The sequence below is a fragment of the Niastella yeongjuensis genome, assembly GCF_900110245.1.
GTDB classification, from domain to species: Bacteria; Bacteroidota; Bacteroidia; order Chitinophagales; family Chitinophagaceae; genus Niastella; species Niastella yeongjuensis.
Genome location: NZ_FOCZ01000001.1, coordinates 245518 through 266759, shown reverse-complemented (window position 1 = coordinate 266759; position 21242 = coordinate 245518). Strand labels below are relative to the sequence as shown.

Genomic DNA, 21242 nt, shown 5'->3' with positions numbered 1-21242 from the left:
GGAATATGAAAAGAAGTAAGACCCTTTTACTGCTCCTTGTCTGTTACCTGCCGTACGGTATGCAGGCCCAGGAAAAGTGGGACCTGCGCCGTTGTGTTGAATATGCATTGGCCAACAACTTAACGGTGCAGCAAACCAGCCTGCAGGCCAATGTAGCCGAGGTGAACGAAAAGCAGGCCCGGTGGTCGCAATACCCCAATGCCGACTTCAGTACCAATACCGGTTTGCAATGGGGCCGGTCTATTGACCCCACCACCAACCTGTATACCAGTAACGAGTTATTATACCAGTCATATGGCGTCAGTGCAGGCATCACCGTTTTTAACTGGCACCGCATCCGCAATAATATCATTTCGGCCGATCTTACTACCGATGCCGCCAAAATGGATATTGAAAAAACAAAGAACGATGTGGCATTGAATGTGGCCACTTATTACCTGCAGGTATTGTTGTCGCGGCAACAGATCCAGATTACCAGTGTGCAAATGCAGCAAACAAAAGAACAGTGGGAAGTGGCAAAAAAAAGGGTGGCCGCTGGTGCAGCTCCCGAACTGGATGCGCTTACACTGGAAGGACAGTATGCTACCGATAGCTCCAATTATATTACTGCGAGGGCTACAGCCGATCAAAACCTGTTGCTGTTAAAACAGGTGTTGAATATCGATGCCGGTAAACTATTCGATATTGCCACGCCGCCTGTAGAAACAATCCCCGTTGAACCTATTCTGCAATTACAACCTGAAACCGTATACCAGATAGCATTGCAAAATCAGCCGGCACAAAAGGCAAATGCCTTGCGAATTCAGTCGTTGGAAGCGTCCATGAAAAGCAGCCGGGCAGCCTTATTCCCCACCATTTCAGTAGGCGGTTCGCTGGGAACCAACTTTTCAAGTACCCGCGACAAAGTAACCGGCTATACGGTAAAAGGAGTTACGCCTAGTGGCGACCTGGTAAGTATCAGCGGAACAGAGTATCCTGTATTGACCCCCGATTTACAGATAAACACGGGAAAGAAAACCTTTGGGGAGCGATGGGATGGCTGGGGCCTTCAAATGAATAACAACTTCCGGCAAAGCCTTGGATTGAGTATAGCCGTTCCCATAAACAGCGGTGGTAATGCCCGCTTTAATTATCAACGCTCAAAACTCGATCTTAAAAATGCAGAGTTGAACAAGGCCATTATCAATCAAACCTTACAGAACGATATTTACAAAGCCTATTACAATGCTTCTGCTGCTTTGGAAAAGTTCAACGCTACCAAACGTACCTTTGAAATAACTCAAAAATCATACGACGTGGCAAAGAAAAGATATGAAGTGGGTTTGTTAAATACCTTCGATCTGTTGATCAGTCAGAACAATATGAACAAGGCCCAGTCCGATATGACCACCGCCCAATTCGATTATGTTTTTAAATTAAAGGTGCTGGAGTTTTATAAAGGGCAGGGGATCAAATTATAAATTGTACATGAGATTCTAAACCGAACCAACCATTCATTATGAAGAAGAAAAAATTATTGTGGATCTTTATAGGCCTTGTGATACTGGTAATAGGGCTGGTAGGACTAAAAAGCGCCGGCGTTATTGGAAAAGACGAAGGGCTGAAAGTAGCCACGGAAAAAGTAGAGACCCGCAATATAACAGAAACCGTTAACGCCAGCGGAAAAGTATATCCCGAGGTTGAGGTAAAAGTAAGTCCTGATATTTCGGGTGAAATAGTAGAGCTGCAGGTAAAAGAAGGGGATAGTGTTCGTAAGGGCCAGGTGCTGGCAAAAATTTATGCCGATATCTATTCTACCCAGCGTAACCAGGCTGCTGCGGAAGTAAACCGCCAGCAGGCCATGGTAGATAACAGTAAGGCGCAGTTGGAAAGCCTGCAGTCGGCCCTTGACCTGGCAAAAAGTACGTACGAACGTCAAAAGAAACTGCTGGCCGATAAGATCATTTCCAATGCAGAATTTGAACAGGCGGAAAATTCATTCCGTACTGCACAGGCCAATTACAATGCAGCGGTGCAAAACATTCGCAGCGGCCAGGCCGGTATTGCCAGTTCAGTAGCCAGTCTTGAAAGAGCTAATAAAGACCTTAGCCGTACTGCCGTATTATCGCCCATGAGCGGTACGGTATCATTACTGAATGTAAAAGCCGGTGAAAGGGTAGTGGGTAACTCTATGATGGCCGGTACCGAAATGATGCGCATTGCCGATATGGGTATCTTTGAAGTGCAGGTAGATGTTGGGGAGAATGATATACCAAAAGTAAAGATGTACGATTCTGCGCTGGTTGAAATAGACGCCTACAACAATCGCAAATTCAAAGGTATTGTTACCCAGATTGCCAGCAGTAACACTACGGCCAGTGCAGCCGCAGCCACCTCTAACGATGTAACCAATTACAAAGTACACATTCGTTTGTTGCGTGAGTCGTACCAGGATCTGTTCGATCCTTCCAGACCAAGGTATTTCCCTTTCCGCCCCGGTATGAATGCCAGCGCTGATATTCAAACCAGAACAAAAGCGAATGTACTGTCTGCCAACATCAACGCCGTAAGCACCCGCGAAAAAGGCACTGATAAAATAGTAGGGGAAGATAAAGACAAGGATAAACCCAAAGACAATTCAAAGGAGGAAGAAAAAACAACAGCTACCGATCTCGATGAAGTGGTGTTTGTATTACAAAAAGATGGTACGGTGAAAAAGATAGTAGTGAAAACCGGTATTCAGGACATCAACAACATAGAAGTAACCGAAGGACTGAAAGCGGGTGACGAAATTATCGTAGCCCCTTATAACGTTATCAGCAAAACATTAAAAGACGGCATGAAAGTTAAAGTGGTAGCTAAGGATAAGTTATTTGAAGTGAAGAAATAGCTGTAAGCCGTAAGCAATAAGCCATAAGCGCCTTCGGTCTTTGATCAGGTGTTTATGGCTTTTGCATTTGCTTTATTGCCGCGTAGGGGTGTATTGGCTTACAGCTTAAGGCTAACAGCTTTAAGCTGTATTTCTTACTTTTGGGGACAAAACGAACAACTACATGCAACTGGGAATAATAGGAAGTGGGAGCTGGGCTACAGCATTGGCGAAAATTTGTACAGATAACAAACAATCGATAAACTGGTGTGTACGGTCAGAGGAGATAGTGGATCACATGCAACAACGGCATCATAATCCCGGCTATTTAAGCTCGGTATATTTCGATACCAACCTGGTGAACCTGGGTACCGATATAGCGGCAACCATTGCAGCCAGTGATTGCATTTTAATAGCTACTCCATCGGCTTATGTAACGGCCACGCTGAACAATTTACCAGCCAATGCTTTTGAAGGCAAGAAGGTGCTTTCGGCAGTAAAAGGCATTCTACCCGATAATAATTTATTGTTGAACGATCACCTGAAACAGGCATTCAAACTGCCGTTGTCAGATTATTTCACGGTAATGGGTCCCTGCCACGCAGAGGAAGTGGCTTCGGAGAAATTATCATACCTCACTTTTTCGGGCATCGATGTGCCGATGGCAAAAAAAATAGCCGCTTGTTTTACTACCCCCTACCTCAATACCATTGTTAATCCGGATGTATATGGCGTGCAATATGCCGCTGTACTGAAAAACATTTATGCCCTGGGCGCCGGTATTGCCCATGGCCTGGAATATGGCGATAATTTCTTAAGTGTACTTATAGCCAATTGCGCCGATGAAATGGCGGGCTTTTTGAAGAAGGTAGGCATACAACACATTGAAGTGGGTGTGCATGATGGCGAAGACCCGGTAACGCACCGCAAAACACCCAACTATGCCGCATCGGTTTACCTGGGCGATCTGCTGGTAACCTGTTATTCGTTGTACAGTCGTAACAGAACTTTTGGTAATATGATCGGCAAGGGCTATTCGGTACGGGCCACACAGCTCGAAATGAATATGGTGGCCGAAGGGTATAATGCCAGCAAATGTATTTACCTGGTAAATCAGCAAATAGGGGCCGAAATGCCCATAGCCGAAACCGTTTACCGTATTCTGTGGGAAAATGTTAAACCACGCAAAGGCTTTAATCTTGTAGAAAAAACACTGGTCTGAATAGCAAACATTTTCCTGGCCAGGTTGTAATATTTATGGCCTTTCAACGACTAATATTTGAATTATGCCTTTCTCTTTAGGACCATATGGAATTACTGCAATGCTGGTGCTGGCCTGCATTGTGATCATCAACGAGGTAATCAAACTCGTTAAAAAAGACCATCACTCGGCCTAAAACAGGCGTAACATATTGATTATCCATAGAGCCCCCCGATGCATCGGGGGGCTTTTTTTGTGTCTGCTTTACTCCATTCAAATTTGACATAACAAGGACATAACAGGGACCTAACAGGGACATAACCGGGACCTGGAAAGGAATTTATCCCTGTTAAGTCCTCGTTATAACCTTGTTTTGTCACAGATTTACCGGCAATATTTCCTTTAGGAGGCAAATAATTCAGCGGCTATACCATCGGCAAACAGTTTCCCGTCTTTGGTTAATTGGAGGTGGTTATTGTAGAACCGCATTTTACCGCTATCGATAAAAGGCTGGCCAGACCGTTGTATCTGGTTGGCTTCTCTTTCACCAAACTGGGCCACTACCCAGGCCAGATCCAGCCCCTCGATGGTGCGCAGCGAGGTCATAATGTATTCGTTTAACCGCTGGGTATGGGTAAGCGTTTCTACCTCAAAGGGAACTTTATCTTCGTTTAGCGACTTTATATACAACGCATTGTTGGCAATGTTCCATTGGCGGGATTTGCCATTAAAGGAATGGGCGGAAGGGCCTAAGCCCAGGTAAGGGACTCCCTGCCAGTAAGAGCTGTTATGGCGGCTACGCATGCCGGGCAGGGCAAAGTTCGAGATCTCGTAATGCTCATAACCGGCTTCTTTCAACCAATCCATCAGTAACAGGAACTGACGGGCCTGGTCATCGGTATTTACATCGGTTGTTTTGTGTTTATCTATCAGGGAGGCCAGGGCCGTGCCCGGTTCTACGGTCAACGCGTACGCTGAAATATGTGGAATGCCCAGTGCTATGGCTTGTTGCACATTTTGCTGCCAGTGGTCATCGGGCAGGGTAGGGCCGCCATAAATGAGGTCCATGGTCATATTATCAAAATACCGCCGGGCCAGTTTCAGGTTGTCGATGGCCTGTTGGGCCGTATGCGCCCGGTTCATCCAGCGTAGGTCTTCCTCAAAAAAAGACTGCACCCCAATGCTTAACCGGTTAACGTCCGCCTGTTTCCATTCCTGCAGTTTTTGTTCGGAGATGTCGTCGGGGTTTGCTTCCAGTGTGATCTCGGCATTGGGCGCCACTTCAAATTGCTGGCGTAACGCCTGCAGAATAGCCGACACTTCTTCCTGTGTTAAAAGGGAAGGGGTGCCGCCGCCAAAATAGATGGTGTTCACCGTTTCCGGAGGTAGATAATTCTTTTGCAGCCTTATTTCTTTCAATAAAGCCTGCACAAATTCGTTCTTTAGCTTCAATGAGGTGGAGAAGTGAAAGTTACAGTAGTGACAGGCCTGCCTGCAAAACGGGATATGTAAATAAATGCCTGCCATCGTATTCCTTATTTTTGTTCGAATATTATAGTTTAATAAATCCAGGATGTTCCGGACTGCAAAGGTAGTTGTATATAACCGTACACGCTTTGGGATAGTGCTTGCCTTTTGGCTGGTTCTTCCCTTTTTGCTACCTGCCCAATACCGGTTACAAATAAAAGCCGTGGATAAAGATTCGGTTTTCCTTTTTTCTACCCTGCGTTTGGATTCAAATTTCAAAAACCAGGAACTGGCCCGGGACTATGTAAACAAACTGCCCGATCTGCTGCAATCAAAAGGGTATCCTGCCGCTTCCCTCGATACTGTTTTTTATGAAACCAATAAGGCCGTGTGTTCCCTGTATGTAGGCCAAACATTTGAATGGGCCCATTTGCAGGTTGATTCAGCCAATAAAAAACTGCTTGATGCCATTAACCTGAATGCCAAAAATCAGGCCCTGAGTTTTGACCAGGTAGTAGGCGCCCAGCAAAAATTACTCGACTACCTGGAGAACAACGGCTACCCGTTTGCCAAGATCAAACTCGACAGCATCACCTTTATAAATCAGCGGTTTGAAGCGCACCTGAATATTAACAAAGGACCCCTCTATAAGATCGATAGCATTCGCAATTTTGGCAAGGCCAGCATTTCTTCTACCTTTTTACAACGCTACCTCGGCATTATGAATGGCAGTTATTACAAAAAGGAAAGGCTGATGGCAATAAGCAAAAAACTGAACGACCTGGGGTATGTGGAAGAAAAACAGCCCTGGAACATGACCATGCTGGGCACCGGTTCCATTCTGAATGTATACCTGGCGCCCAAACGCAGCAGTCAGATCAATGTGCTGGTGGGCTTTTTGCCTTCCAGTACCCAAACTGAAAATAACAAACTGCAGGTAACCGGCGAAGCCACTATTAACTTAAAGAACTCATTGGGCAATGGCGAAAGCATTGGGATAAACTGGCAGCAGTTGCAGGTTAAATCGCCCCGGCTTGACCTGCTGTTTCAGCAACCCTACCTGTTTGGTTCGCCCTTTGGCTTGAACGCCAGTTTTAATTTATTCAAGAAAGACTCGTCCTACGTAAATATCAATATGCAAATTGGGGCCCAATATTCATTGTCGGCAAGTCAGGGTGGAAGCGTATATATACAAAGTTTTCAAACCAATGTGCTTACAATTGATACCATTGGCATCATGACCAATCACATTCTGCCCGAGCAGGCGGACATCCGATCGGTAAACCTCGGTTTTAACTACGAATGGTACAATACCGATTACCGGTTCAACCCCAGAAAAGGAAATGAATGGCTGATCAATGTAACGGCGGGTTCAAAAAAGATCAAAAAGAACCCGGCAATATTGAATTTGAAAGATGAAAGCGACCCCAGCTTCGATTTCAACAGCCTGTACGATACGGTTCAGCTGAACAGTTACCAGTTCAAACTGAAAGGTTATATGGCGCATTATTTTAAATTGACCCGGTTCAGCACCCTTAAATCGGCCATTAATGGCGGGTGGTATCAAAGTCCGGCCATTTTCAGGAACGAATTATTTCAAATTGGTGGATATAAATTATTGCGTGGTTTTGATGAAGAAAGCATTTTTGCATCACAATTTGCCATTGGCACCCTGGAGTACCGGTACCTGGTTGGGCGAAATTCGTACCTGAGCTATTTTATAGATGGCGGCTGGTCGAAAAATGCGAGTGTATATGCCCGGGCGAGTAACTATTACTGGGGTACAGGATTCGGGATGGCCTTTGAAACAAAAGCAGGTATTTTTAATTTGTCGTATGCGGTGGGAAAGCGCGATGATACGAAGTTTAACTTACGGCAATCAAAGATCCATATAGGTTACCTTAATTATTTTTGAGCATAAATACATTTCGGGCAATGCCGGCACTACAATATTTTTGCAAACCCAAAAGTTCCCTGTGAAGAAACTGATACTACTTGCTTTTTGTTGTTGCTTAATGATAGTGTCGCTTGCACAAGGCGGAAAGGATACTATTCCTTCCCGGGAACAACGCGATACACCCGGTATTAAACGAGATACCGTGACACGGAAAAAAGACACCGCTGCACGGAAAAGGGATACCGCTGCCAAAGTATTGGCCGATTCAGCGCATACCGCTGCCCGGCGCGATACGGTTGACAGCGTAAAAGCTATACGCCCGCCGGTTACCGTCGCTACACGTCCTGATTCCGGGATCCCTGTAGCCAGTGTAGTAAAAGGCGGCATTCCCGAACCCCAGCCAACCCTGGAGGGTTTTCAAAATGCCTTACGCGACCATCCCTACTATAATTTTTACGGAAAAGGGGTATTGATCACCGAACAGCTGAAAAAGGAAAGCCGGGATGAAAGCATGTTTTACTTTCTGTGCCTGCTGCTGTTCTTTTACGGGTTCATCCGGATTGCGTTCCTGAAGTACCTCGATAACCTTAACACCCTGTTTTTCAGGGTTACCATGCGGCATCAGCAGATCAGGGACCAGGTGCTGCAATCGCCTTTACCATCCCTGTTCCTGAATATCCTTTTTGTGATCTCCACCGGGTTGTTCCTGAGTTTTGTGGCTGACTATTATAATATAGTACCGGGCATGAACCACTGGCTGTTGTTATTTTACTGTTGTGTACTACTGGCTACCATATATATAGGTAAGTTCATTCTGCTTAAAATGATAGGCTGGATGTTCAATATCAGATCGGCGACCGATACCTACATTTTCATTGTGTTCCTGGTTAACAAGATGTTGGGGATCTATTTATTGCCGGCTTTATTGTTTATGGCCTTTGCCAAAGGGCAGTTTTTGACTATTTTAATGACTTTGACTTATTTCTTTATTGTTATATTATTTATTTACCGGTTTATAATAGCATACAGGCCAGTTCGAAATGAGATTAAACTCTCAAGATTCCATTTTTTTGTTTACCTTTGCGCCTTCGAAATAGCACCCCTTTTATTGATTTACAAGGTGTTATTGATTTTTGTGGAAAGAAGTTATTAACTTTGCAAATCCATACGTAGCTAATATGGTTAAAAACGGGGCTAAAAATGTAGCAGCAGCTACAAACACCATTAAAAAAATCCTGATTACTCAACCCAGGCCGGAAACCGATAAATCACCGTACTTTGAATTGGCCAGAAAGTACAGTGTTGAATTGGAGTTCCAGCCATTTATACGTCTTGAAGGCATTCCCGCCAAAGAGTTTCGCAAGCAAAAGATAGAGATTCCTAATTATACAGCTGTAATATTTACCAGTCGCAACGCTATTGACCACTTCTTCCGCATTTGCGAGGAAATGAAGATCAGTATTTCGCAGGATACGAAGTATTTCTGCATTACTGAGGCGGTTGCCCTGTATCTGCAGAAATTTATTCTGTATCGCAAGCGCAAGGTATTTTACGGGGCCGACAGTACGAACAAGAGTATGTTTGATGTGATCAACAAACATAAGGAAAACGAGAAGTTCCTATACCCTTGTTCCGAAAACCAGCAGGATAATGAGATTGTGAGCTGGCTCAAAGCAAACAATTGTGAATTTGCCACCCCATACATGTACCGCACTATCAGCTGTGATGTAAAGGAGCTGTTGACAAAAACCGAATACGACATCATTTGCTTTTTTACGCCCAGCGGTGTAAAAAGTCTTTTCGATAACATTCCAGCTTATCAACAGAACGGTACCCGTATCGGCGCGTTCGGCAGCAATACTTCCCGCGCAGTGGAAGATGCCGGTTTAACGTTGGATATTAAGGCGCCAGCGCCACAGGCTCCCTCTATGGTAGCGGCGTTGGAGCAATATTTAGCGCTGCATAAGAAGAAGTAGGTTAATGTAGTTGACAGGTTAACAAGTTGCGAGTTAACAAGAAAAGACTAATAAACAATACAAATAATTTAAGGCATTCCGATAACCGGGGTGCCTTTGTTTTTTTAGCCCAAACCCACCCCTACCTCCCGCAAAGGGGGACAGGCTCTCCCAGGAGCGGATTTTTTAAAACAGGCATTGACTAAACGCAGGAGGGCCTTCTGCCTTTCTGCCGCGGAACACGTTTTGCAATAATTCCTATCTGTGTTGTATTTCCGTTAACATTGTAAATGGTGATTTTCCACCATTTTACGGTTTCCTTTTCCACTTATATTTGAAATCAGCTACATTTAAGCATGGCAAAACACACGAACAGGCTGGCTCAGGAAACAAGTCCCTACTTGTTACAGCACGCTCATAACCCCGTAGACTGGTACCCCTGGGGCGATGAGGCGCTTGGCAGGGCAAAACAGGAAGATAAACCGGTATTGGTAAGCATTGGATATGCTGCCTGTCACTGGTGCCATGTTATGGAAAAGGAGAGTTTTGAAAATGAGGAAACGGCCGCTCTCATGAATGAGCGTTTTATCAATATCAAGATAGACAGGGAAGAGCGGCCCGATCTTGACCATATTTATATGGACGCCGTACAGGCCATGACTGGCAGTGGCGGCTGGCCCCTGAACATCTTTCTTACTCCCGATGGACGCCCTTTTTATGGCGGCACTTATTTCCCACCAAAAGCGATTTATAACCGGCCTTCGTGGCACGATGTATTAACAGGAGTGGCCAATGCCTGGACCGAAAAACGGGACGATATAGATGCACAGGCTACCAATTTAACCGGACACATCATTCAATCCAACTCCTTTGGCCAGCAGGCTGTGGAAGGCGATATCGATATTGAAACACTTTTTTCGAGCGAGAAGGCCGATACCATGTTCAACAACATCATGGGTACAGCCGACAAACAGGAGGGCGGTTTTGGAAATGCCCCCAAATTTCCCCAAACCTTTACGATTGGGTATTTACTCCGCTATTACCACAAAACCGGCAACGAGCAGGCGTTGGAACAGGCCTGTCTTAGTCTGGATAAAATGATACAGGGTGGCTTATACGATCACCTGGGTGGAGGTTTTGCCCGGTATTCGACCGACAGCGAATGGCTGGTACCGCATTTTGAAAAAATGCTTTATGATAATGCGCTGCTGGTATCGGTGTTATGCGATGCCTGGCAGCTGACCCAAAAACCACTGTACAAACAGGCGGTGGCAGAAACGCTGTCGTTTGTGGAAAGGGAGCTGTTTTCACAAAACTCCCCCTCTATTGGAGGGGGCAGGGGAGAGGCTGGTTTTTACTCAGCCCTGGATGCCGATAGCGAAGGGGTAGAGGGGAAGTTTTATGTATGGAGCAAAGCCGAAATAGAAGCGGTTTTACAACAGGATGCAGCCCTGTTCAATACATTTTATGATGTTACCGAAGGCGGCAACTGGGAACATACAAATATTCTGAATATACGTAAACCGTTGAACCAGTTTGCGCTTGACAACAACCTGTCTACACAAACGCTGCAGGATCTGTTGCAACGGGGCAAAGAAAAGCTGTTGAAACACCGCGAAGGGCGAATAAGGCCCCAGCTTGATGATAAAATTCTGCTGGGCTGGAATGCGCTGATGAACACGGCCTACAGCAAGGCGTACAGTGTGTTTGGTGATCCACATTATGCAAGGGTGGCGCAGGAGAACATGGAATTTATCATGAACCGGTTCACCCAAAACGGCCAGGAATTTTTTCATACCTATAAAAAAGAAGTGGCCAAATACCCAGCCTTTTTGGACGATTATGCGTATTTAATACAGGCATTGATCTATTTACAGGAGATCACGGGTAAAACAGATTACCTGTATAAGGCAAAATCTTTGACACAATGGGTAATTGACCAGTTCAGCGAGGAGGGCACCGGATATTTTTATTATACCCACCAGGGGCAGCAGGATGTAATTGTGCGTAAAAAAGAAGTATATGATGGCGCGATTCCCTCAGGAAATGCAATAATGGCTTTTAATTTGCAGTACTTGGGCGTTGTTTTTGATATGTCTGATTGGAAGGAGCGGGCCATTAAAATGTGCGCAGGACTACAGCAGGCTGTGTATCGGTATCCGGGTTCTTTTGGCGTATGGGCAACCATGATACTGTCAATTGCAGGGGGAGTCGCAGAAATAGCTATTATTGGAAAAGACGTTGAATTGGTAAGGCGCGAGTTTTTACAGCATTTTATCCCATTCCGGGTACTCCAAACTGCCCCCCAGGCAAATAGTGATTTACCCTTGTTATCCAGTAAACCACCACATCCTGATACGCAGATTTACTTGTGTAAAAACTACCAGTGTAGCGCGCCTGTAGACAAAGTATCCGACTTGATCCGTCTTCTGAAAAATGTGTAAAAATTTAAAATTTTAGGGATACAATAATCCAATTTCCGGTATCGTTTACATGAAAGCTTATATCACGTAATTGCAGTTTTAAAAAATAAATTCTATTCTTGTGATGAAGTCGGTAAAACATTATTTTTGCCCAATACCCTTTAATATTATGAAAATGAAGAACCTATCCGCCTTAACAGCGCTGGTGGCCTTGATTGCTACCGGATGTGGCAAAGTAGGAAAATCCTCAAAAGGCGTGCCCGATGACGGTCAGTTGCATGGCGTATCTGCGGCTGCAAAGTACAATTTGACCAGACCTCCAGGAATGGTTTATGTACCACCAGGCACATTCCACATGGGACCTAGCGATGAGGATGTTAACTACGCTTATACTGCCCGTAACAAACAAATTTCTATTAATGGTTTCTGGATGGACGCAACCGAGATCACAAACAACGAGTATCGTCAGTTTGTGCAATGGGTTCGCGACTCAATTGGCGCCACCCTGCTTCAGTATGGTAAAGAAGTGGATGGCACTTTCCAGGTTGACTGGAAAAAAGCCAAAACCATTAAATGGGATGACAAAGCAACAATCGAGAAGATCGATCAGTTGATCCTGTCGCCTGAAAACCGCATTTTCGGCAAAAAGGAAATCGATCCTTCGAAGTTGATATACCATTCGGAGACATTTGAACTGAAAGAAGCTGCTCAACGTGGAAACGCAGGCGTGCCCCGCTCTAAGTTCATTGTAAAAAAGAATGTAGCTATCTATCCTGATACCCTGGTGTGGATTCGTGACTTCTCTTATTCGTACAACGAACCAATGACCAAAAGGTATTTCGTTCACCCGGCTTTCGGCAACTACCCTGTAGTAGGTGTGAACTGGAAACAGGCGAGTGCATTCTGCGAATGGAGAACACACTACCTCAATTCTTACCTCGAGTCTAAGAAAAAACCTACAGAATCAGATTTCCGTTTACCAACAGAAGCAGAGTGGGAATATGCTGCCCGTGGCGGTCGTTCTCAATCAATGTTCCCCTGGGGTAACTATTATCTGAGAAATAAGAAAGGTTGCTTACTGGCCAACTTCAAACCCGGCCGTGGTAACTATCCAGAAGATGGAGCTTTCTATACTGCCCGTGCAGATGCTTACTGGCCAAACGACTTTGGTTTGTATTGCATGGCCGGAAACGTATCAGAGTGGACTTCTTCTCTGTTCTACGAAGGCGCTTACAACTTCCAACACGATATGAACCCAGACATTCGTTTCGATGCCAACGACGATGCACCTCCACGTATGAAACGTAAGGTAATTCGCGGCGGTAGCTGGAAAGACGTAGGCTTCTTCCTTCAAACGAGCACCCGTAGTTATGAATACATGGATACAGCTAAGTCATACATTGGCTTCCGCTGTGTGATTGATTTACCTGCAATGCAGAAGAAACGTTAAAATCTAATTAGGAGTAAAATTTTTTAACGGCTAATCCGTTTTATTAGAGATTGATTTAACAAAAAATCAAACTGGTATTTTATTCTCTCAACCCTTTGAAAACCCGTTTTCTAAAAATTAAAATTTAAAGTTATGGCTGGAGTTTCTAAATCTACTGAAAGACTGGTAAACGTAATCGTATGTATGGGTGCTGCTGTCGTTATCTTCGGTGCCTGGCAAAAAATTACCCACCAGGCGCTTGCTGACTTTTTCTTAACTGCAGGTCTTATTACAGAGGCTGTGATCTTCGTAGTATATGCATTCTTACCCCCTCCCGGATCAGAAATGCATGCTATTGCTGAAGCATTACCAAAATTAGCCGGTGGTGTTGGTGGTGGCAATAATGGCAACCCCGCTATCGCTAAAATGGACGAAATGTTTCAGGAAGCTGACATCACTCCTGCTAACCTGGCCCGCTTAAGCGAAGGTTTCAAAAAATTAGGTTCTACTGTTACTAATATAGCTGATGTATCTGATGTAGTTAAAACTACTTCTGACTATACAGCAAAAACAAAAGAAGTAACTATCGCTCTCGATAAAATGAAAGATGTTTATCAAGGCGCTGCTTCTACAGTTTCTAGTTTCAACAATGCTGCTGACAGCACAAAACAGTTCCACGAACAAGTTCAGGTTCTGACCAAAAACTTAGGTTCACTGAATGCTATTTATGAACTGGAATTACAGGATACTAACAACCACCTGAAAGCTATGAACAGCTTCTACGGTAACCTGGTACAGGCTTCACAAACTATGCAAGGTAGCGTAGATGATGCTAAAAAAGCACATGAGCAGATCTCTAAACTGGCAGGTAACCTGAGCCACCTGAATACCATCTATGGTAACATGCTCACTGCTATGCAGGGTCGTTAATCACGGTGGGATCCATATCCGTATCTAAATGCAATCAGATTAGAGAACAAAATTGTAAAACTAGAAAAACCTAAACCATGGCTTTACCTAAAGAGCCGAGGCAGAAGATGATCAACATGATGTACCTGGTGCTGACAGCCCTGCTGGCACTCAACGTATCATCAGAAATCCTCAATGCCTTCGTAACTGTAAACGGTAGTATCACCAAGTCAAACGACTTGATTACTGATAAAAACAAACTGACTTACGAGTCGTTTGCTGAAAAATTAAAAGACCCTACCACACGTGCACAGGCTGAAGCCTGGGCGCCTAAAGCTGAAGAAGCTAAAAAACTGTCTGACGAAGTATTTGCATATATCGAGACACTGAAAGCTGATCTTGAAAAAGCTGCTGGTACACACGAAAACCACGTTACCGGTAAACAAGAGATCAATGCAGATAACCTCGACGCTCCTATCCGTTTAATGGATAAGGAAGGAAAAGGTAAAGTGTTGTATAGCAAATTGGGTGATTACAAAAAGAACATGTTAGCCCTGTTAACTGATCCTAAGGATGTTGCACATTTTGAAAAAGCACTGCCTATTGATTTAACAGTGCCTGCATCAAAATCAGGTAACAAGTATGGTAATGATGTTAATGGCTGGATCCAAAGCTATTACCACATGACCCCTGCTATTGCCGCTTTAACTATCCTGAGCAAGTTTCAGAACGATGTAAAAAATTCTGAAGCTCAGTTAGTAGACTTTTTCCACTCAAAAATCGGAGAGGTAAAAATCGTTTACAACCAGTTCCAGGCTATCGCTACATCAAATACAAATTACGCTATGCCTGGCGATCCGGTAGAGATCACTGCAGGTGTAGGTGCCTTCAGCGACGCAGCTAAACCAAAGATCTCTATCAATGGTCAGTCTATGCCAATCAGCGCAGAAGGAACAGCATTATATAAAACAACTGCCAGTGGAACAGGTGATCATACTGTGAATGTAACCATCGATTTCAACAAACCAGATGGTACAGTTGGACACGTTGTTAAAACCATCAAGTATACAGTAGGTGTTCCTTCAGGAGCTTCTATTTTCCTCGAGAAAATGAACGTACTGTACATTGGTGTTGAAAACCCGCTCACCGTTTCTGGTGGTAGCGTAGGTGCTGAAAAAACAAGAGTAAGCTTTGCCGATGGTTCAATCACAGGCGGTGCCAACGGCCACTATGTTGCAAAACCAAGCAAACCGGGTATGTCGAAGATCGTTGTAAATGCCAATGGCAAAAGCTTCGAATTCCCAATGCGTTTAAAATATCTGCCTCCGCCAGCTGCCTTCATCGGCGCTAAAAAAGGTGGAAACATTTCTTCTGCAGAGTTTAAAGCAATTGGTGCAGTTATCGCGAAACTGGAAGAAAGCGACTTCTTAGCCCCTTTCCAGGTAGTTAGCTACCGTATCGGTGCTGTAGGCGGCCCTATCCAGTTGTATCGTGAAGCTACCAACGAAGGAAATCGTTGGAGCGGTCAGGCAGCCAGCATCGTTTCAGCTGCTGGTCCTGGAACAAGGATCTTCATCGACGCTATCAATGTTGTTGGACCTGATGGCCGTAAACGTGAGATCCCAGGCATGCAATTCAGCCTTAAGTAAAAAAATATTATAAAAACAGGGAACAAATGAAGAACCGTATTATAAAATTGTGTTTGTTGCTGACTGTGATGGCTTTTACTGCCACAACAGTAGAAGCTCAGGCCAGAAAAAAACCTGTCCGGAAAGCCGCCAAGCGGACTACCGCGAAGTCTGCGAACCGCAGTAAGAACCAACCTACTGCTGCAGTAGCTCCTCCGCCGGTTGATACCGTAAAACCAGCACCGCCAGAAGCGAAGTTGGACATTCCGCCGATCAAAAAATCGCTGCGTAATGACAATGCTATCGAGCGCAACCTGGTGAAAGACCGGATTCCCTTAGCATACGAACACATCCGGGAAGATGATGCCGTGTATATGCAACGGGTTTGGCGTGAGATTGATGTTCACGAGAAAATGAACCTGCCTTTCGTATACAAAGCAGAAGGCGACCAGGGTAATCAACGGTTCATCTACATCCTGTTAAATGCTATCAAAAACGACAGTATCACTGCGTTTTCACCAGACGACGACCGGTTTACTACACCTTTGCCTTTCCAGGAAATCGTGAAAGGACTGGTTGGTACACCTAAGGTGATCCAGGTTCCTGACCTGAAAAATGACCCTGATGGTTCTAAAGGTCTGATGCGCGATACTACCATCGTAGATGAGTTCAATCCTGATAAAATAGAAAGATTCTGGATCAAAGAAGACTGGGTTTTCGATAAAGAATCTTCGCGTATGCAGGTGCGTATCCTCGGGATCGCCCCGCTGAAAACCATCACCAACGACGATGGCTCTTACCGCGATGTAACTCCTATCTTCTGGGTATATTATCCCGATCTGAGACCCATCTTTGCTAAACACGAGGTGTACAATGGTAAAAACTTTGGCGCCCGTATGAGTTGGGAAGAGTTGTTTGAAAGCCGCATGTTCGCAAGCCGCATTATCAAATCAACTGTTAACAACCCCAATGATGAATTCATCAGATCGTACATTAAAGATCCCATCCTCGCCCTGTTAGAAGGCGACGATATGAAAGAGCGGATCTTTAACTACGAACAGGACCTTTGGTCATACTAAGACAAGAGGAAACTCAATATAACTAAAAAGGGTACCGTAATTTTACGGTGCCCTTTTTGCTTTTATACGGTAAGACCCTGTAAGACATACGCCAATCCGGGGTCTTTGCACAAACATTATATCAGGAATTTTTTAAAAATACCCAGTATTAGGTATTGTTTTGTGCTGCCTATTCACTATTTTTACAATGGTTTTTCATAGGATATTGGATTTTAAAAACGGGGCTGGATGTCTATCCGGGCCCCTTTTTCTTTTTAGCCGGTTCCGGGCATAAAAAAAGGATCCCGGAAGATGGGGACCCTTTGTGGTTTATAAGTTTCGCGAAGTAAGAACTTCTTACCTCATACTTCAGCCTCATCGGGTTTGTCAAAGTAGTTCTTAATCAAATTCGCCTTGGCAGCCCCCACAGCAGCACTCAACTCCTCGAGGCTCAATTCCTTCACCCGTTTAACCGATTTGAACTCTTTCAGCAATTGTTCTGCGGTATTCTTACCAATGCCCTTTATTTGCTCCAGTTCGTTCTTAAAAGTTCCCTGGCTACGTTTCTTCCGGTGAAAAGTTATCCCAAAACGGTGCACCTCATCGCGAATGGAGCGGATCAGTTTCAGGCTGTCGCTGTTATAAGGCAGTTTTACCGATTCCTTATCGCCCGGGAAAAAGATCTCCTCTTCATTCTTTGCCAGTCCCACCAGCGTCATTTTGCCTTGTAAACCCAGCTCATTAATGCCTTCCAGTGCGGCGCCCAATTGTCCTTTACCACCATCGATGATCACCAGCTGCGGAAATGGCTGCTCTTCCAGCTGTAACCGTTTATACCGCCGGGTAACGGCTTCTTTCATGGTGGCAAAGTCGTTGATGCCCTGCACCGTTTTTACATTGAAATGCCGGTAATCTTTTTTGCTGGGCACGCCATCTTTAAAACAAACCATGGCCGATACGGGATAACTGCCCTGAAAGTTCGAGTTATCGAAACATTCAATATGTAAGGGAACGGCAGGTAATTGCAGATCGTTTTTTATTTGCTCCAGCACCCGGTTTTTGGTAGAAGCATCCTGGCCATCGAGCTTCAGCATTTTCCGTTGCCTGATCTCCTCCTTGAAATAGTTCACATTCAATGCGGCCATATCGAGCAGCTTCTTTTTATCACCGGCTTTGGGCACGGTAACCACTATTTCCGGCTCATTGTATTCAATTTCAAAAGGAACAATGATCTCGGGGCTCAGGCTGTTGAAGGTGGAACGCAATTGTGCAATGGCAAATTCCAGCACCTCTTCAATAGGTTCATCGAGGTGGGTTTCCCATTGCGAAGTATGGGTTTGTACAATGGTGCCGTTCTGCATCATCAGGTAGGTGACATAGGCAATGTCCCCGTCGCGTAAGATCGAAAACACATCTGCATTGCCCAGGTGCCGGCTCACGATCACGGAACGGGCGTCGTATTCTTCAAGGTGTTCAATTTTCTTGTGCAGGATCTGGGCTTTTTCAAACGCCAGGCTCTCTGCTGCTTCCCGCATTTCTTTTTTGAAATGATTGATCACGGGACCCAGGTTGCCTTTCAGCACGGCCCGTAACTGCTGCAGGCCTTCCCCATAATCTTCCTCGGTTTGGTGGCTTTCGCACGGGCCCTTGCAATTGCCCAGGTGGTATTCCAGACAAACTTTGAACTTTCCCTTTTTTATATTGGCGGGGGTAAGGTTTAATTTACAGGTGCGCAATTGAATGTTGGCCTTTACAAAATCCAGCAGCTCGCGCACTTTGGCTACCGAAGTAAAGGGGCCCAGGTATTCTGAACCGTCGTTTATTTTACGGCGGGTAAGAAAAACACGGGGGAAGTTCTCTTTTTTGATGACAATGTAGGGATAGGTCTTGTCGTCTTTCAGGTTGATGTTAAAACGCGGCTGAAACTGTTTTATAAGCGAGTTCTCCAGCAGGAAGGCATCTTGCTCACTGGGTACAATAGTGAACTCTATGCGTCTTATACGCTGAACCAGCTCATGGGTTTTATAAGAGGTGAACGTTTTGGAAAAATAAGAGCTCACCCGTTTGCGGAGGTTCTTTGCCTTACCTACGTAAAGCAGGGTATCCCCCGAATCGTAATATTTGTAAATACCGGGGTCAACCGGTAAAGTAGGCGCTATTTGTTGAAATTCCTGTGCTGTCATGTTGTTGTTTCCTTAATCGGCAAAATACTGGGGGTCCCAGATCACCTTTTCCATAGAAGTAACAGCCGGCCCGTTCTTTGGTTGACGAATGGTAATCACATAAAAGTACTCCATCATTTTCCAGGTAAGTTTCTGATCAATAGCGGTATCGCCGCTGTTGAAGGACCGTTCCATATAAACACGTTTCACCTGGTCGGTGGCCAGACTGGGCCGCAGGTATACCATTACGCTCCGCAGTGAACCGGCGGGTTCTTTGGCTGTATAAATGAAATTCAGCATTTCAGTGGTTTCATCCATCAGCGAATGTTCGGTAAAATGGTCGTGGAAGGTGGCAGAATCCAGTTCCGGAAAAATGAACTGACTGGCAAGCCGGTGAAACTCCGCTGGTTGAATATAGGCTGAGTCTTTCTTACCCCCGGTATCCTTTTTTTTCAGAATGCCGCCGGCAAACGAATCTACCTTGACAATATCGCTTTTTATAAAATCTGCTACGGGTAAATAAGTGGGGGATTCCAGTGAGTCCTGGGCCGATTGCGTATCACCTGCAGGTTGTTGGGGTTTGTGTTTACAGGCTACGGCCAGTAATAACAGGGCCGGTAGTAATAGATTTATCCGCTTCATCGGGTAAAAATATGAAAGGTCTTTCGAAAAAGATGATCACGATTTGATTGTAAAGCAGGGGAGCGTGAGGAAATGAAGTAAGATGTAAGAAATAGGATGTACGAAGCTCGCGAGGCTCTTACCTCTTACTTCCTATTTCCAGCCTCGTATTTAGCGGATAGTTTTGGTTACACCTATCTTGATACCATAGTCAAACAGGTTCTCGCGGATAGGATATTTTTTGACATAGCTGGAGAATAATTGATAACGGAATTGCGGTCCTACCTGCCATTTCAGGTCGCCGGTTTTATAAGAGATAAATGCTTCCGTGCTGGTATTTACATTCCATTTTCTAACCAGTGATGGTTCGGTAGCATATTTGTAATCGGCGGTAAGCAGGTAGCTGTTCCGGTTCAATAAATAGGTTGGTTGAACAGACCCGCCAATGCCCACGTGAATTTTATCGTTACCCAGCAGGTTTATTTCCAGCCCTAAAGGAACAGACAACTGGAAGTACTGGTTGTGCAGGTCTTCAGCAGCGTCGCCGCCAAAGTTGCGGTACCGGGTGTAAGTGGTGAGCTCGCCGGTAGAAATGCCCATGTTTGAATTAAAGGCAATGGTAGCGGGCACGCTTTCGGAAGAAGCGTATGCCTGAATATCGTACCGCACATAATTGAACAGTAACCCCGCTTTCAGTGTAAAGGTTTTGTTGAGTGTATACAGGATGTTTGATCCTACTTCAAAGCCAAGGGCTGGTTTGTGATTCACAAACTTTTCGGGATCGCCTTCAAAGTTTGGTGCAAAAGGCAACGTCTTCATATCTGAAGGATAGTTGCTTCCCCGCCAGGTGCGATAGTTCATTGTAGGAGCAAATGTCAACTGCCAGCCAAGCCGTTTTTGTTTGGGAACCGACAATTCATATACGGCATTATTAGCCAGCCAGCCAAGGCGTTTGTGGTCTTCTTCGGCATTATGCGTATTCTCTCCCAGTTTTGATTCGTCGATGGAGGTGGGGCTGGTTAAAGCAGTTTGTGCCGGCACCTGGAAAGCCTGTTTGTTAAGTTCAGGTTCTACAGCTTCGGCCGCCATGTGTTCTGCCTGCCACAGTTTTTTAACTGGTTTGGCATTCAGGTCATATACCGGGGTTTCATTATTAAACACCAGGTTGTGATCTTCCGGAATAGCTGTTGTTGCAGCTGCTGCTGCAGGTTGATCCATATTGACAACTACACTTGTTTTGGTTTCGTTGTTGTCAGGATTGAGTACAAATTCTCTTTGTCTGGGTGTGCTGCCGGCAGTGGTGGCATTTTGTTTGGGATTGCCAAAAGGAACTATTACTGCAGGTTTGTTATTATTTGATTCGGTAGTTGCTTCGGTTGATTTGGAAATGTTGGAGGCCGGGTTATTTTCACTTATAGCTTTGCTGTTTGCAGATGGGGTGATAAATTCAATGAAAGTATAATACCCAACAGCACCCAGAAAAAGAATCAAACTAAACCAATACCACTTTCTGTTTGAGTGTAATGAACGGTGAATACCTTTCCACACCTTATCAGAAGGATACATCTTATACTGGTCAGCTTTCTCTTTCAGCAGTTCTTCAATATCCTCATTGTAATAACCTCGCTCCATATCAATTAGTGT

At 44.9% G+C, this 21242-nt stretch carries 15 protein-coding genes; 11 read left to right on the top strand and 4 right to left on the bottom strand.

Translation table 11 applies throughout. The annotated features are described in order from the left end of the window. The first annotated feature begins 5 nt into the window (after positions 1–5). From BMX95_RS01180 to BMX95_RS01170, 3 genes are all read left to right on the top strand, one after another. A complete protein-coding gene (locus tag BMX95_RS01180; RefSeq protein WP_081199394.1) occupies positions 6–1460 on the top strand; it encodes a TolC family protein in 1455 nt (484 codons plus the stop codon). A gap of 38 nt (positions 1461–1498) precedes the next feature. Then, on the top strand, positions 1499–2869 hold the full coding sequence (locus tag BMX95_RS01175; protein ID WP_081199396.1) for an efflux RND transporter periplasmic adaptor subunit: 1371 nt from the start codon (positions 1499–1501) through the stop codon (positions 2867–2869). Between the two features lie 163 nt (positions 2870–3032). Then, the gene (locus BMX95_RS01170) at positions 3033–4070 is read left to right on the top strand and encodes an NAD(P)H-dependent glycerol-3-phosphate dehydrogenase (RefSeq protein WP_081199398.1); all 1038 of its coding nucleotides are present in this window, start codon (positions 3033–3035) and stop codon (positions 4068–4070) included. Between the two features lie 381 nt (positions 4071–4451). Here BMX95_RS01170 and hemW read toward each other — a convergent pair whose 3' ends face one another. Then, a complete protein-coding gene (hemW, locus tag BMX95_RS01165) occupies positions 4452–5576 on the bottom strand; it encodes a radical SAM family heme chaperone HemW (RefSeq protein WP_081199400.1) in 1125 nt (374 codons plus the stop codon). 46 nt (positions 5577–5622) lie between these two features. Between hemW and BMX95_RS01160 the strand changes: the two genes are divergently transcribed. The 8 genes from BMX95_RS01160 to porN all read left to right on the top strand — a co-directional run bounded on the left by BMX95_RS01160 (position 5623) and on the right by porN (position 16836). Then, on the top strand, positions 5623–7431 hold the full coding sequence (locus BMX95_RS01160; protein ID WP_081199402.1) for a BamA/TamA family outer membrane protein: 1809 nt from the start codon (positions 5623–5625) through the stop codon (positions 7429–7431). Between the two features lie 61 nt (positions 7432–7492). Next, on the top strand, positions 7493–8566 hold the full coding sequence (locus tag BMX95_RS01155; RefSeq protein ID WP_133053895.1) for a DUF4271 domain-containing protein: 1074 nt from the start codon (positions 7493–7495) through the stop codon (positions 8564–8566). Positions 8567–8591: 25 nt separating this feature from the next. Next, the gene (locus BMX95_RS01150; protein WP_081199905.1) at positions 8592–9389 is read left to right on the top strand and encodes a uroporphyrinogen-III synthase; all 798 of its coding nucleotides are present in this window, start codon (positions 8592–8594) and stop codon (positions 9387–9389) included. Between the two features lie 335 nt (positions 9390–9724). Next, positions 9725–11812, top strand: a complete 2088-nt coding sequence (locus BMX95_RS01145) for a thioredoxin domain-containing protein (RefSeq protein ID WP_081199406.1) — start codon at positions 9725–9727, stop codon at positions 11810–11812. 154 nt (positions 11813–11966) lie between these two features. Further along, positions 11967–13241: a T9SS ring complex lipoprotein PorK/GldK gene (gene porK / locus BMX95_RS01140; protein WP_177193671.1), complete on the top strand. Its 1275-nt coding sequence runs from the start codon at positions 11967–11969 to the stop codon at positions 13239–13241. Between the two features lie 132 nt (positions 13242–13373). After that, on the top strand, positions 13374–14150 hold the full coding sequence (porL, locus tag BMX95_RS01135; protein ID WP_081199409.1) for a type IX secretion system motor protein PorL/GldL: 777 nt from the start codon (positions 13374–13376) through the stop codon (positions 14148–14150). 77 nt (positions 14151–14227) lie between these two features. Continuing rightward, positions 14228–15778: a type IX secretion system motor protein PorM/GldM gene (gene porM / locus BMX95_RS01130; protein ID WP_081199411.1), complete on the top strand. Its 1551-nt coding sequence runs from the start codon at positions 14228–14230 to the stop codon at positions 15776–15778. A gap of 26 nt (positions 15779–15804) precedes the next feature. After that, complete coding sequence (porN, locus tag BMX95_RS01125) at positions 15805–16836, top strand: type IX secretion system ring subunit PorN/GldN (RefSeq protein WP_081199413.1); 1032 nt, start codon at positions 15805–15807, stop codon at positions 16834–16836. Positions 16837–17177: 341 nt separating this feature from the next. Here porN and uvrC read toward each other — a convergent pair whose 3' ends face one another. The 3 genes from uvrC to BMX95_RS01110 form a co-directional block, all read right to left on the bottom strand. Further along, on the bottom strand, positions 17178–18998 hold the full coding sequence (uvrC, locus tag BMX95_RS01120) for an excinuclease ABC subunit UvrC (RefSeq protein WP_081199415.1): 1821 nt from the start codon (positions 18996–18998) through the stop codon (positions 17178–17180). 12 nt (positions 18999–19010) lie between these two features. After that, positions 19011–19619: a hypothetical protein gene (locus BMX95_RS01115; protein WP_081199417.1), complete on the bottom strand. Its 609-nt coding sequence runs from the start codon at positions 19617–19619 to the stop codon at positions 19011–19013. 150 nt (positions 19620–19769) lie between these two features. Then, complete coding sequence (locus tag BMX95_RS01110; protein WP_081199419.1) at positions 19770–21230, bottom strand: outer membrane beta-barrel protein; 1461 nt, start codon at positions 21228–21230, stop codon at positions 19770–19772. Between the last annotated feature and the right edge of the window lie 12 nt (positions 21231–21242).

Coding starts and splice junctions, on each gene's coding strand:
- BMX95_RS01180 (WP_081199394.1), top strand. CDS start 6: ATGAAAAGAAGTAAGACCCTTTTACTGCTCCTTGTCTGTTACCTGCCG.
- BMX95_RS01175 (WP_081199396.1), top strand. CDS start 1,499: ATGAAGAAGAAAAAATTATTGTGGATCTTTATAGGCCTTGTGATACTG.
- BMX95_RS01170 (WP_081199398.1), top strand. CDS start 3,033: ATGCAACTGGGAATAATAGGAAGTGGGAGCTGGGCTACAGCATTGGCG.
- hemW (WP_081199400.1), bottom strand. CDS start 5,576: ATGGCAGGCATTTATTTACATATCCCGTTTTGCAGGCAGGCCTGTCAC.
- BMX95_RS01160 (WP_081199402.1), top strand. CDS start 5,623: ATGTTCCGGACTGCAAAGGTAGTTGTATATAACCGTACACGCTTTGGG.
- BMX95_RS01150 (WP_081199905.1), top strand. CDS start 8,592: ATGGTTAAAAACGGGGCTAAAAATGTAGCAGCAGCTACAAACACCATT.
- BMX95_RS01145 (WP_081199406.1), top strand. CDS start 9,725: ATGGCAAAACACACGAACAGGCTGGCTCAGGAAACAAGTCCCTACTTG.
- porK (WP_177193671.1), top strand. CDS start 11,967: ATGAAGAACCTATCCGCCTTAACAGCGCTGGTGGCCTTGATTGCTACC.
- porL (WP_081199409.1), top strand. CDS start 13,374: ATGGCTGGAGTTTCTAAATCTACTGAAAGACTGGTAAACGTAATCGTA.
- porM (WP_081199411.1), top strand. CDS start 14,228: ATGGCTTTACCTAAAGAGCCGAGGCAGAAGATGATCAACATGATGTAC.
- porN (WP_081199413.1), top strand. CDS start 15,805: ATGAAGAACCGTATTATAAAATTGTGTTTGTTGCTGACTGTGATGGCT.
- uvrC (WP_081199415.1), bottom strand. CDS start 18,998: ATGACAGCACAGGAATTTCAACAAATAGCGCCTACTTTACCGGTTGAC.
- BMX95_RS01115 (WP_081199417.1), bottom strand. CDS start 19,619: ATGAAGCGGATAAATCTATTACTACCGGCCCTGTTATTACTGGCCGTA.
- BMX95_RS01110 (WP_081199419.1), bottom strand. CDS start 21,230: ATGGAGCGAGGTTATTACAATGAGGATATTGAAGAACTGCTGAAAGAG.